This is a genomic window from Pseudomonas sp. S2_H10, assembly GCF_054668285.1.
In genome coordinates this window covers 5,886,063-5,898,717 of record NZ_CP162754.1, presented here as the reverse complement: position 1 = coordinate 5,898,717, position 12,655 = coordinate 5,886,063, and the positions used below count along the sequence as shown (strand labels likewise).

10 protein-coding genes and 4 tRNA genes are annotated in these 12,655 nt (G+C 60.6%); 3 read left to right on the top strand and 11 right to left on the bottom strand.

Annotated elements, in window-relative coordinates; all coding sequences use genetic code 11:
* Window positions 1–104 precede the first annotated feature (104 nt).
* From AB4O16_RS26600 to gltX, 10 genes are all read right to left on the bottom strand, one after another.
* Entirely contained in the window at window positions 105–551 is a 447-nt protein-coding gene (locus AB4O16_RS26600; RefSeq protein WP_110659879.1) for an Hsp20 family protein, read from the bottom strand.
* A gap of 121 nt (window positions 552–672) precedes the next feature.
* Window positions 673–1,632: a tRNA dihydrouridine synthase gene (locus tag AB4O16_RS26595; protein WP_150717010.1), complete on the bottom strand. Its 960-nt coding sequence runs from the start codon at window positions 1,630–1,632 to the stop codon at window positions 673–675.
* A gap of 132 nt (window positions 1,633–1,764) precedes the next feature.
* Window positions 1,765–2,226, bottom strand: coding sequence for an acyl-CoA thioesterase (locus tag AB4O16_RS26590; protein WP_160389417.1), 462 nt, complete (start codon window positions 2,224–2,226; stop codon window positions 1,765–1,767).
* A 49-nt stretch (window positions 2,227–2,275) separates the two neighbouring features.
* Window positions 2,276–3,109 (bottom strand): alpha/beta fold hydrolase, encoded by an 834-nt coding sequence (locus AB4O16_RS26585; RefSeq protein WP_160389418.1) that lies wholly within the window; start codon window positions 3,107–3,109, stop codon window positions 2,276–2,278.
* Window positions 3,110–3,138: 29 nt separating this feature from the next.
* Window positions 3,139–3,678 carry a TetR/AcrR family transcriptional regulator gene (locus tag AB4O16_RS26580; protein ID WP_460156212.1) on the bottom strand — a complete coding sequence of 180 codons (540 nt, stop codon included), beginning with the start codon at window positions 3,676–3,678 and terminating at the stop codon, window positions 3,139–3,141.
* A gap of 186 nt (window positions 3,679–3,864) precedes the next feature.
* Window positions 3,865–3,940, bottom strand: a tRNA-Glu gene (locus AB4O16_RS26575).
* An 80-nt stretch (window positions 3,941–4,020) separates the two neighbouring features.
* Window positions 4,021–4,096 (bottom strand) — tRNA-Ala (locus tag AB4O16_RS26570).
* Between the two features lie 53 nt (window positions 4,097–4,149).
* Window positions 4,150–4,225 (bottom strand) — tRNA-Glu (locus tag AB4O16_RS26565).
* Window positions 4,226–4,306: 81 nt separating this feature from the next.
* Window positions 4,307–4,382, bottom strand: a tRNA-Ala gene (locus tag AB4O16_RS26560).
* A 259-nt stretch (window positions 4,383–4,641) separates the two neighbouring features.
* Window positions 4,642–6,123 carry a glutamate--tRNA ligase gene (gltX, locus tag AB4O16_RS26555; protein WP_460156211.1) on the bottom strand — a complete coding sequence of 494 codons (1,482 nt, stop codon included), beginning with the start codon at window positions 6,121–6,123 and terminating at the stop codon, window positions 4,642–4,644.
* Window positions 6,124–6,353: 230 nt separating this feature from the next.
* Here gltX and AB4O16_RS26550 point away from each other — a divergent pair, with 230 nt between their 5' ends.
* Both AB4O16_RS26550 and AB4O16_RS26545 read left to right on the top strand, forming a co-directional pair.
* Window positions 6,354–7,442, top strand: coding sequence for an HlyD family secretion protein (locus AB4O16_RS26550; RefSeq protein WP_460156210.1), 1,089 nt, complete (start codon window positions 6,354–6,356; stop codon window positions 7,440–7,442).
* Window positions 7,432–8,982 carry an MDR family MFS transporter gene (locus AB4O16_RS26545; RefSeq protein ID WP_460156209.1) on the top strand — a complete coding sequence of 517 codons (1,551 nt, stop codon included), beginning with the start codon at window positions 7,432–7,434 and terminating at the stop codon, window positions 8,980–8,982. The genes AB4O16_RS26550 and AB4O16_RS26545 overlap by 11 nt, the downstream gene beginning before the upstream one ends.
* A 141-nt stretch (window positions 8,983–9,123) precedes the next feature.
* On the opposite strand, the gene uvrB is transcribed toward AB4O16_RS26545, so the two are convergent.
* A complete protein-coding gene (gene uvrB / locus AB4O16_RS26540) occupies window positions 9,124–11,139 on the bottom strand; it encodes an excinuclease ABC subunit UvrB (RefSeq protein ID WP_160389423.1) in 2,016 nt (671 codons plus the stop codon).
* A 318-nt stretch (window positions 11,140–11,457) separates the two neighbouring features.
* Between uvrB and AB4O16_RS26535 the strand changes: the two genes are divergently transcribed.
* Window positions 11,458–12,654: an amino acid aminotransferase gene (locus AB4O16_RS26535; protein WP_150717016.1), complete on the top strand. Its 1,197-nt coding sequence runs from the start codon at window positions 11,458–11,460 to the stop codon at window positions 12,652–12,654.
* Window position 12,655: the final 1 nt, after the last annotated feature.

The following is a 12,655-nucleotide window of genomic DNA, read 5'->3' as shown; positions in this document are numbered from 1 at the left end:
ACCCGACAAGCCAGCGAATGGCCAAAAAAAAGACCCCGACAGGTCGGGGTCTTTTTGTTTTAGCCGGCCGTTTGATCAATCACAAACCCGGCATCAGTCTCGACTCAATGTTGCAGAGTCGGTTTCTGCGCCCCGTTGATCGGGATGCGCTTGGCTTTTGCCTCTTCCGGAATCACTCGCAACAGGTCGATGCTCAACAGACCGTTGCGCAGGTCGGCAGCCTTGATCTCGATGTGATCGGCCAGGCGGAAGGACAGCTTGAACGCACGCTGGGCAATGCCCTGGTGCAGGAAGGTCACGCCCTCGTTGGCGTCACGTTTGCCACCACTGATGGTCAGCACACCCTTCTCGACTTGCAGTTCCAGGTCGTCTTCCTGGAAACCGGCGGCCGCTACGACGATGCGGTATTGATCGTCGCCGTGTTTTTCCACGTTGTAAGGTGGATAGGTGCTGCCTGGCTCATTGCGCAGGGCGGTTTCGAACAGGTCATTGAAACGGTCGAAACCTACCGAGGAACGGAACAGTGGGGCCAGGGAAAAAGCAGTACTCATGGTTCAAATCTCCTGAAAACAATCAGCAAGGTTTTTTGTCTCCGCGACCCGGATTCGGCATCGCGTAACCCTTAGATAGGGACCGCTGATTGCATTTCAAGAGACTGTTTTCAGATTTTTATCAGGCCGCTTCCGCCACCGGCAGCCCCAACAAGCGCGAGACATTATCCAGCTCGGTCTCACGACGCAGGACGGTGAACAGCTCTACCGCCTCTGGATAATTGCGGGTCAGCATCGCCAGCCATTGCTTCAGCCGCCCCGGCGATTGGCGTGGGGTCATCTGCGCCTTGGCCTGCAGCCAGAAGTCCTGGACCAGTGGCAGCAACTCGTTCCAGGTCATCTCCACGACCTCCTCTCCGGCCCGTGCGGCGGCGATCTGCCGGGCAAGGTCCGGGCGTGAACAAAGGCCACGGCCGAGCATGATGTCTTCCACGCCGCTGATCTCGCGGCAGCGACGCCAGTCTTCGACGCTCCAGATGTCACCGTTGGCGAATACCGGCACCTTGACCACGTCCTGCACCCGTGGAATCCACTCCCAGTGCGCCGGCGGCTTGTAGCCGTCGACCTTGGTCCGCGCATGCACCACGATGTGTTCCGCGCCGCCTTCGGCGAGGGCCGTGGCACACACCAGCGAACCGTCCGGGCTGTCGAAGCCCAGGCGCATCTTGGCGGTGACCGGAATGTGCGCGGGGACGGCGCGGCGGACGTGCTCGACGATCTGGTTGAGCAGCTCGGGTTCCTTGAGCAATACCGCGCCACCCCGGGATTTGTTGACGGTCTTGGCCGGGCAGCCGAAGTTCAGGTCGATCACTTCGGAACCCAGTTCGCAAGCCAGCGCGGCATTTTCCGCCAGGCACACCGGATCGGAACCGAGCAGTTGCACACGCAGCGGCACGCCGGAGGCCGTCCGGGCACCGTTGAGCAACTCCGGGCCGAACTTGTGGAAATAGGCAGGCGTCAGCAACTGGTCGTTGACCCGAATGAACTCGGTCACGCACCAGTCAATACCACCCACGCGGGTCAGCACATCGCGCAGGATGTCGTCGACCAACCCCTCCATGGGCGCCAAAGCAATTTGCATGAAAAACACACTCGAGGAAAAACGTGCGGCAGTTTACTGGATTGCGCGAAGAATCTGCAGAACATCGCGACCACCTGTGGGAGCGAGCTTGCTCGCGATTCAGGCGACGCGGTTTATCAGACACACACCGCGTTATCGTTCATCGCGAGCAAGCTCGCTCCCACATTGGGTCAACGCCGGGCCATAGCCCTCGATGAACTCCGTCGGCATGCGCTTGGGCTTGCCGGTGGACAGCTCGATGCAGACGAACGTGGTTTGCGCACGCAGCAGCGTTGCATTGTCGCTTGGGCGGATCAACTGGAAGTGCCGGGTCATTTTCAGGCGCTGGTCCCAATCGACGATCCAGGTCGCCAATTGCAGCTCATCGCCTTCATAGGCCGCCGCCAGGTAATCGATCTCGTGACGCACCACCGCCATCGCCCGGTCCAGCCGCCGATACTCGACCAGATCCAGGCCAAGGCGCTGGGAGTGGCGCCAGGCACAGCGTTCGAGCCAGGTCACGTAGACCGCGTTGTTCGCGTGCCCCAGCCCGTCAATGTCCTCGTCGCCCACCTGCAGATCAATGATAAATGGCGTTTCCCGATCCCAGCCCATGCCCCAACTCCCGGTCAGATGATTTCGACCGGGGCAGTGTAACGGATGCTCAGGCGGATTGGCGCGATTGCAGACTGCGACCGGCCAGCAGTGACAACACGCCATCAATCACCCGCGGATCGGCGAGCACGCGCTGATGCCCGCCTTCTTGCAAGCGCAACAAGCGGCTGTCGAACCAGGCTTCGTGGATCAGTTGCGACTCCTTCACCGGCACCATGTTGTCATCTTCGGCGTGGACGATCAGGCCAGGCATGTCGAGCTGATAGTGCGCAACATCCAGCGTCGCGGCGCGCATGCCGACATCCCTCTCGACCTGGCGAATGAACGCCGAACGTGCTTTCGGCGGCAGCCCCACATAACGGGCAAAACCGCGCAGCACCCCCAGAATCCGCGCCGGAGCGGCAATGGAGACCAGGGTTTCGGTACGCAGGCCCAACTGCACCGCGAGCATGGCACTGGCGCCGCCCATGGAATGGCCGATGACCGCTTGCAGGGGTGGCAGTTCGGCAGCGGCTTCCAGCATGGCGCGAGCGAACAGCACCACGTTCGCTTCACTGCCCGGCGAGCGACCGTGAGCCGGACCATCCAGGGCGACCACCGAATATCCGGCATCGACCAGCGCGGTGATGAGACTGGCAAACTGCGTCGGCCGACCTTCCCAGCCGTGCATCAGCAGCACGGCAGGCCCCTGCCCCCAACGCAGCGCGGAGAGGCCGAAGCGCAGGGTGATGCGCTCCGATCGCGCCAGCAGCGGCAATTCCCAGTCGCGGGGCGGCAGATCCCGCGGGGTCATGAAGGCCACGCGCATTTTGCTCGCGACCAGTTTCGGGGCAAACCAGCCCAAGGTGCCATTAACGCCACGAACCCACTTTAACGCGCTCATCGCATTCTCCTCAGGCCGCAGCCTTCAGGTCAACGCACTGCCGATTTGGCGGCACGCAGTAATCGATCGGACAGCTCTCCCGGCCCCAGCGCCCGCGCCAGAGCCAGCCCACCCACCATCAAGGCCATATCGGCCAAGGCTTTTTCGGTTTCTTCAGGACTGGCCGCCAACTGCGCGACCATCAGTTCCACATGCTCATTCAGGGCGACACGAAACGCTTCCGGCAGCCGCCCCAGCTCGCCGACCGATGCCGGGATCGGGCAAGCCGATTCGGAGGAATCACGATGCCTGCGCGACAGATAAAACGCGGCCACCAGAGCGCGACGTTCTTCGCCGGTCAACTGCGCGTCCATGTCGGCAATCAGGTCGCGGCGATGACCGAGCAATTGCTTGAACGCCTCGAGCATCATCGCGTCCTTGCTTTCGAAGTGTGCGTAGAAGCCGCCGACCGTCAGGCCCGCCGCGCCCATCACTTCGCCCACGCTTGGCTCGGCCGGGCCGCGCTGAATCAGCGCGGCGCTGGCGGCCTTGAGGATGCGTTCGCGGGTTTGAGCTTTTTTATCGTTCATCGTTGCCTCCGAATATTACGATTGAAATATTATTCTCATAATAAATTTTAGCAAGTCATGGCTGCGACCGCTGGTCTGACGAACAGTTTTTTTTGGAAATGGGGGAATTTGGCCAAACGCCAGACAAACAAAAGGGCCATTCAATAATTGAATGACCCTTATAAAATCCCGCAGAGCGGGTAATCGTGGCGTCCCCTAGGGGACTCGAACCCCTGTTACCGCCGTGAAAGGGCGGTGTCCTAGGCCACTAGACGAAGGGGACGCAAAACCTTCTATACAACTGACCAGTGCTGAGTGCTGATCGATTCAAGGCCGGTGTGGCCAGACCTTGAACTGTAAAATTGGTGGAGCTTAGCGGGATCGAACCGCTGACCTCCTGCATGCCATGCAGGCGCTCTCCCAGCTGAGCTAAAGCCCCGGATTTTTCGCCTCGCGGCGGAGTGACATCTTGCAACATCACTTCTGTAAAACTGGCGTCCCCTAGGGGACTCGAACCCCTGTTACCGCCGTGAAAGGGCGGTGTCCTAGGCCACTAGACGAAGGGGACGCAAACCCTTCTATACAACTGATCAGTGCTGAGTGCTGATCGATTCAAGACCGGTGTGGCCAGACCTTGAACTTGTAAAATTGGTGGAGCTTAGCGGGATCGAACCGCTGACCTCCTGCATGCCATGCAGGCGCTCTCCCAGCTGAGCTAAAGCCCCTCATCATTGATGCATCTTCGATGTCATCGCTGAGGACGGGGCGAATCTTAAGGGCGTATCGAAAGTCTGTCAAACTTATTTTTGATTTTTTTTAAAATTTTTTGCCGACATAACAATCACTTACCGCCCTTCCCCGGAAAAAACGGGGTTTTCCCCAACTGTAGGAGCTGGCTTGCCAGCGATAGCAGCCGCAAGATTGATGCAGGCTGCAAGGTCGCTTCGCCAGCAAGCCGGCTCCTACAGGTCCAACCCAGCGGGATCAGGCAATCGCGCCCAACAGCTTTTCCCACTCTTTGTTTTCTTTCTTAGACACGCCGCCCAGCAGGTCGATGGCCTGGCGCAGGCGGAAACGGGTCAGGTCCGGCCCGAGAATCTCCATCGCATCCAGCACCGACACCGAGCTGGCCTGGCCGGTGATCGCGGCGAACATCAGTGGCATGGCGTCACGCAGCTTCAGCTCCAGGGATTCGACCACCGCCTGGATGGTCGCGGTGATGCTGTCCTTTTCCCACTGACGCAGGCTTTCCAGCTTCCACAGGATCAACTGCATCAACTGGCGGACCTGATCGCCCGAGAGCTTCTTGGATTCGAACAGCTTGGCATCGGGGTTCACGCCACCGGCAAAGAAGAACCCGGCCAGCGGTGCCACCTGGCTGAAGGTCTCGACCCGGCCCTGTACGTGCGGCGCGATCTTCATCATGTATTCGGAGTTGAACGCCCACTTCTGCACGCGCGCGGCGAATTCTTCCACCGGCAGGTCACGCAACCACTGGCCGTTGAGCCACGACAGCTTCTCGATGTCGAAGATCGGCCCGCCAAGGGACACGCGCTTGAGATCGAAGTGCTCGACCATTTCCTGCAACGAGAACTTCTCGCGCTCGTCCGGCATCGACCAGCCCATGCGGCCCAGGTAGTTGAGCATCGCTTCGGGCATGAAGCCCATACGCTCGTAGAACGTCACCGAGGTCGGGTTCTTGCGCTTGGACAACTTGCTCTTGTCCGGGTTACGCAGCAGCGGCATGTAGCACAGCTCCGGTTGTTCCCAGCCGAAGTACTCGTACAGCAGGATCAGCTTCGGTGCCGATGGCAGCCACTCTTCGCCGCGCAATACGTGGGTGATGCCCATCAGGTGGTCATCGACCACGTTGGCCAGGAAGTACGTCGGCAGGCCGTCGGTCTTCATCAGGACCTGCATGTCCATGCGGTCCCACGGGATCTCGACGTCGCCGCGCAGCATGTCCGGCACCACGCAGACGCCTTCGCTCGGCACCTTCATGCGGATCACGTGTGGCTCGCCAGCAGCCAGGCGACGGTCAACCTCTTCCTTCGACAGCAGCAGCGCACGGCCGTCGTAGCGCGGGGTTTCACCACGGGCCATCTGCTCGGCGCGCATCTGGTCCAGCTCTTCGGCGGTGCAGAAGCACGGGAAGGCATGACCGAGCTCTACCAACTGTTGGCAATATTTCTGATAAATATCGCCACGCTCGCTTTGACGGTACGGACCGTGCGGGCCGCCGACGTCCGGGCCCTCGCTCCACTCGATCCCCAGCCAGCGCAGGGCGTCGAAAATCTGCTGTTCGGACTCGCGGGTCGAACGCAATTGGTCGGTGTCTTCGATCCGCAGGATGAACTCACCGCCATGCTGCTTGGCAAAGCAGTAGTTGAACAAGGCGATGTAGGCGGTACCTACGTGGGGATCCCCGGTAGGCGATGGCGCGATGCGAGTGCGGACGGTGGTCATGGCATGTCTCGAAAAGAATAAAAGCGAAGTTCAAACAAGGCGCGAATGGTAACAGGCGACACCCGCCCGGCTCCAGTGAACAGGGCATTTAAGCCAAGGTTGCGTCTGTAACGCCCGTATGGCGCAGCGAATGGCCGAATATCAGCCGTTGGCATTTACCGTTTATCGGCTGTATGCCAGATTTGCCTGCTGATACCTTCTCTTACAATTTCTCGACTACAGTTTGCCTCATGCCTGCCCAACTCAAGCGTCGCCTCTTTACCTTCCTGCTGATTGTCCTGCTGATTGCCGGGGGCCTGTTTGCCCACTGGTTCTTCAAGGGGCGCTTTTATGAAAGCACCGACAACGCCTATGTCCAGGGCGAGATCACCCGCGTGTCGAGCCAATTGGGCGCGCGCATCGATCAGGTGCTGGTGCAGGACAACCAGCACGTCGAGAAAGGCCAGTTGCTGATTAAACTCGAAGGCGACGACTTCCACCTCGCTGTCGACCGTGCCAACGCGACCCTCGCCACCCGCGAAGCCGAGCGCCTGCAAGCCCAGAGCAAACTGACCCAACAGGCCAGCCTGATTGCCGCCAGCGAAGCGCAAGTACAGTCCAGCCAGGCCAGCCTGGGCCGCTCACAGATTGATCTGACCCGCGCCGAGACCTTGCGCAAGCCTGGTTATGTCTCGGAAGAACGGGTGACCACCCTCTCCGCCGACAACCACATTGCCCGTTCGCAACTGGCCAAGGCTCAGGCGGATGCCCAGGGCCAGCGCCAGCAAGTCAACGCACTGAACGCCGAGATCAAGCGCCTCGACGCGCAGATCGCCAATGCCAAGGCCGACCTGGCGCAAGCCGAGCTGAACCTGACCCGCATTGAAATCCACTCGCCCATCAGCGGCCTGATCGGCCAGCGTGCCGCCCGCGAAGGCCAGGTTGTGCAGGCCGGCGCGTATTTGCTGTCGATCGTTCCGGACCGGGACATCTGGATTCAGGCCAACTTCAAGGAAACCCAGATCGGCCACATGCACCCCGGCCAGAAAGCCGAGCTGATCTTCGACGCCTACAGCGACACACCGATCCAGGCCCGGGTCGACAGCCTGTTTGCCGCCTCGGGCGCGCAGTTCAGCCTGTTGCCGCCAGACAATGCCACGGGCAACTTCACCAAAGTCGTACAACGGATTCCGGTAAAGCTGACCTTCGCCGCCGACAACCCGTTGCGCGGCAAGATTCGTCCGGGCATGTCGGTGACCGCCAAGGTGAACATCAAGGACGCCGCCGACGATGTCGCCACCAAAGTGAGCCGCCAAGACGCCGCCGACGATGGCCGGTGACCAACTGATCCGCCCGGTCGGCGAACCGACCCGGCGGGACTGGATCGCGGTGATGAGCGTGATGCTCGGCGCCTTCATGGCCGTGCTCGACATCCAGATCACCAACTCCTCGCTCAAGGATATCCAGGGCGCGTTGTCGGCGACCCTGGAAGAAGGCTCGTGGATTTCCACCTCCTACCTGGTCGCGGAAATCATCATGATCCCGCTCACCGCCTGGCTCGTGCAGTTGCTCTCGGCACGACGCCTGGCGGTGTGGGTGTCCCTCGGATTCCTGGTCGCTTCCCTGCTCTGCTCCATGGCCTGGAGCCTGGAAAGCATGATCGTCTTTCGTGCGCTGCAGGGCTTTACCGGCGGCGCGCTGATTCCGCTGGCGTTCACCCTGACCCTGATCAAACTGCCGGAACACCACCGCGCCAAGGGCATGGCCATGTTCGCCATGACCGCCACCTTCGCCCCCTCCATCGGCCCGACACTCGGCGGCTGGCTGACGGAAAACTGGGGCTGGGAGTACATTTTCTACATCAACATCCCGCCCGGCCTGATCATGATCGCCGGCCTGATGTATGGCCTGGAGAAAAAGGAAGCGCACTGGGAACTGCTCAAAAGCACCGACTACGCCGGCATTCTCACCCTCGGCGTCGGGCTTGGCTGCTTGCAGGTATTCCTGGAGGAAGGCCACCGCAAGGACTGGCTGGAATCGAGCCTGATCGTGACCCTGGGCAGCATTGCCCTGGTCAGCCTGATCAGCTTTGTGATCGTGCAGTTCTCCAAACCCAATCCGTTGATCAATCTCGGCATCCTCGGCAATCGCAACTTCGGCTTGTCCAGTATTTCCAGCGTCGGCATGGGGGTCGGGTTGTACGGTTCGATCTACCTGCTGCCGCTGTACCTGGCGCAGATCCAGAACTACAACGCCTTGCAGATTGGCGAGGTGATCATGTGGATGGGCGTGCCGCAGCTGTTTCTGATTCCGCTGGTGCCCAAGCTGATGAAGTTCATCTCGCCGAAATGGCTGTGCACCCTGGGCTTCGGGCTGTTCGGGCTGGCGAGTTTCTCTTCGGGGGTGCTCAACCCGGACTTTGCCGGGCCGCAGTTCAACCAGATCCAGATCATCCGCGCCCTGGGGCAACCGCTGATCATGGTCACCATCTCGTTGATCGCGACCTCCTACATCCTGCCCCAGGATGCGGGGTCGGCATCGAGCCTGTTCAACATCCTGCGCAACCTCGGCGGCGCCATCGGCATCGCCCTGCTCGCGACGTTGCTCGATGCGCGGACCAAGGTTTACTTCGACTACCTGCGCGAATCCATCGTGCCAAGCAATCCGCAGGTGGCCGAGCGCATCGCCTCGCTGGCTGAACGATTGGGCGGTGAAACGGCGGCACTGGGCAAACTCAGCGAGATCGCGCATCAACAGGCGTCGATCATGGCCTATAACGACGCGTTTCACTTTGTCGGGATTGCGCTGGGGATCAGCATGGTGGCGGTGTTGCTGACCCGGAAGTTGCCGGAGGGGTTGAAGGCTGGCGAGGCGCACTAGTCAGGTATTGTGGTGCCAGGACTGGCCCCATCGCGGGCAAGCCCGCTCCCACAGGATTGAGGGTGCTCACAAAACTTGTGTCCACCCACCGACCTGTGGGAGCGGGCTTGCCCGCGATGAGGCCCTGTCAGGCGCCGCCAATCAAACAGTCAGCAGGCGCTCGCGCAACTTGGCAATCTCGTCGCGCATCTGCGCCGCCGCTTCGAATTCCAGGTCGCGGGCGAGCTGATACATCTTCTCTTCCAGCGCCTTGATACGCTTGGCGATCTCGCCCGGCGAGCGCAGTTCGGCCTCGTACCGGGCGTTTTCCTCGGCGGCCTTGGCCATGCCTTTGCGCTTCTTGCTGCGCGAACCGGGCACGGTGGCGCCTTCCATGATGTCGGCGACGTCCTTGAACACGCCTTTTGGCGTGATGCCGTTGGCCAGGTTGAAAGCGATCTGCTTGTCACGACGACGCTCGGTTTCACCGATCGCGCGCTCCATGGAACCGGTGATCCGGTCGGCATACAGAATCGCCCGGCCATTGAGGTTACGTGCCGCCCGGCCGATGGTCTGGATCAGCGAGCGCTCGGATCGCAGGAAACCTTCCTTGTCGGCATCGAGGATCGCCACCAGCGAAACTTCCGGCATGTCCAGGCCTTCGCGCAACAGGTTGATGCCCACCAGCACATCGAAAGTGCCCAGGCGCAGGTCGCGGATGATTTCGACCCGTTCCACGGTGTCGATGTCCGAGTGCAGATAGCGCACACGCACGCCGTGGTCGGCCAGGTAATCGGTCAAGTCCTCGGCCATGCGCTTGGTCAGCGTGGTGACCAGCACCCGCTCCTCCAGAGCGACGCGCTTGCTGATTTCCGAAAGCAAGTCGTCGACCTGGGTCAGTGCCGGGCGGATCTCGATTTGCGGGTCCACCAAACCGGTGGGACGCACGACCATATCAATGACGCGGCCGGCGTGTTCGGCTTCGTAGTTGCCGGGGGTCGCCGAGACGAAAATCGTTTGCGGGCTGATGCTTTCCCATTCGTCGAAACGCATCGGCCGGTTGTCCAGCGCCGAGGGCAGACGGAAGCCGTACTCGACCAGCGTCTCTTTTCGCGAACGGTCGCCTTTATACATCGCGCCCACCTGCGGCACGCTGACGTGGGATTCGTCGATCACCAGCAAGGCGTCTGCCGGCAGGTAATCATAAAGGGTCGGCGGCGCCGCTCCGGCTTCACGGCCAGACAGATAGCGCGAATAGTTTTCGATGCCGTTGCAGTAACCCAGTTCAAGAATCATTTCCAGGTCAAAACGGGTGCGCTGCTCCAGACGCTGGGCTTCCACCAGTTTGTTGTTGGCGCGCAGGTATTCCAGGCGCTCCTTCAACTCCTCCTTGATCCCTTCCACGGCACCCATCAGGGTTTCCCGTGGCGTCACGTAGTGGCTCTTGGGGTAGAAGGTGAAGCGCGGCAGTTTGCGAATGACTTCGCCGGTCAGCGGATCGAATGCCGACAGGCTTTCCACTTCGTCGTCGAAGAGTTCGATGCGGATCGCTTCAAAATCGGATTCCGCCGGATGGATATCGATCACATCGCCACGCACGCGAAAGGTCGCACGGGCAAAATCCATGTCATTGCGGGTGTATTGCAGGTCGGCCAGGCGTCGCAGCAACTCACGCTGATCGAGCCGGTCTCCGCGATCCACGTGCAGCACCATCTTCAAATAGGTTTCCGGGCTGCCCAGACCGTAGATGCACGACACCGTGGTGACGATGATCGCGTCCTTGCGCTCCAGCAAGGCCTTGGTCGCGGAAAGACGCATCTGTTCGATGTGGTCGTTGATCGAGGCGTCTTTCTCGATGAAGGTGTCCGAGGAAGGTACGTAGGCTTCAGGCTGGTAGTAGTCGTAGTAGGAAACGAAATACTCCACCGCGTTGTTCGGGAAGAACGCCTTGAACTCCCCGTACAACTGCGCCGCCAGGGTCTTGTTCGGTGCCAGCACCAGGGTCGGGCGCTGCACCTGCGCGATCACGTTGGCGATGCTGAACGTCTTGCCCGAGCCGGTCACACCGAGCAGCGTCTGGTGCGCCAGCCCGGCCTCGATGCCCTCGACCATCAGGCGGATGGCTTCCGGCTGATCGCCGGCTGGCTCGAAACGGGTGACTAGCTGGAATTCAGACATGAAAAACCTCTGGATCAGGCACGAACGAGAAAGACCGCAAACGACCGATGTCTCCCGAGGAAAAAACTGGATTGTGCTCAATGTGGAGCCGATTGCCAGCCCTTTCAAGGCAAACGTCCTACATCCGGTAAAGTGTCCGACATAACCAATCGACTAACGGTCGAAAAATAATCAAAAAAACTTACCTTAAAAGCCGAATAGCCTGTCGCCATTGATCGCGGATGGCCTCTATACTAGCTCCCCGTTTGTGCACCGCTCTAGTGCATTCGGCTGGAGCGCGACACGTCCCTCCACTCTCCATTCAGAGCCGCCGCAATAATGAGCCTGTTCTCCGCTGTCGAAATGGCACCACGCGATCCAATCCTGGGCCTCAACGAAGCATTCAACGCCGATACCCGTACCAACAAGGTCAACCTGGGGGTCGGTGTTTACTGCAACGAGGAGGGGCGAATTCCACTCCTGCGCGCCGTTGTCGAAGCCGAAACCATTCGCGCCGCTCAACACGTTTCCCGTGGCTACCTGCCAATCGACGGCATTGCCGCCTACGACCAGGCCGTGCAAAAACTGCTGTTCGGCAATGATTCGCCACTGCTCGCCGCTGGCCGCGTCATCACCACCCAGGCCGTTGGCGGCACTGGCGCACTGAAAATCGGTGCCGATTTCCTCAAGCAACTGCTGCCGAACGCCGTCGTGGCGATCAGCGACCCGAGCTGGGAAAACCACCGCGCGCTGTTCGAAACCGCCGGTTTCCCGGTGCAGAACTACCGCTACTACGATGCCGCGACCCACGACGTGAACCGCACCGGCATGCTCGAAGACCTGAACGCGCTGCCAAACGGCTCGATCATTGTGCTGCACGCCTGCTGCCACAACCCGACCGGCGTGGACCTGAGCCCGGCGGACTGGAAAAACGTCCTGGAAGTCGTCAAAAACAAAGGCCACGTGCCATTCCTCGACATGGCGTATCAAGGTTTCGGTGATGGCATCGACGAAGACGCCGCCGCCGTGCGCCTGTTCGCCGAGTCGGGCCTGACCTTCTTCGCCTCCAGCTCGTTCTCCAAATCGTTCTCGCTGTACGGCGAGCGCGTAGGTGCCCTGTCGATCGTCAGCGAATCGAAAGAAGAAAGCGCGCGCGTGCTGTCGCAAGTCAAACGCGTGATCCGCACCAACTACTCCAACCCGCCGACCCACGGTGCCAGCGTTGTTGCTGCCGTACTCAACAGCCCGGAACTGCGCGCCCAGTGGGAAGCCGAACTGGCCGAAATGCGCCTGCGCATTCGTGGCATGCGCACCCAGATGGTCGACCTGCTGGCCAAAAAAGCGCCTCAGCGCGATTTCAGCTTCGTCGGTCGTCAGTGCGGCATGTTCTCGTACTCCGGCCTGACGGTTGAGCAAGTTCACCGTCTGCGCAACGAGTTCGGCATCTACGCCCTGGACACCGGCCGCATCTGCGTGGCTGCGCTGAACCAGAGCAACATCGAGGTGGTGACGGACGCTATCGTCCAGGTCATCTGAT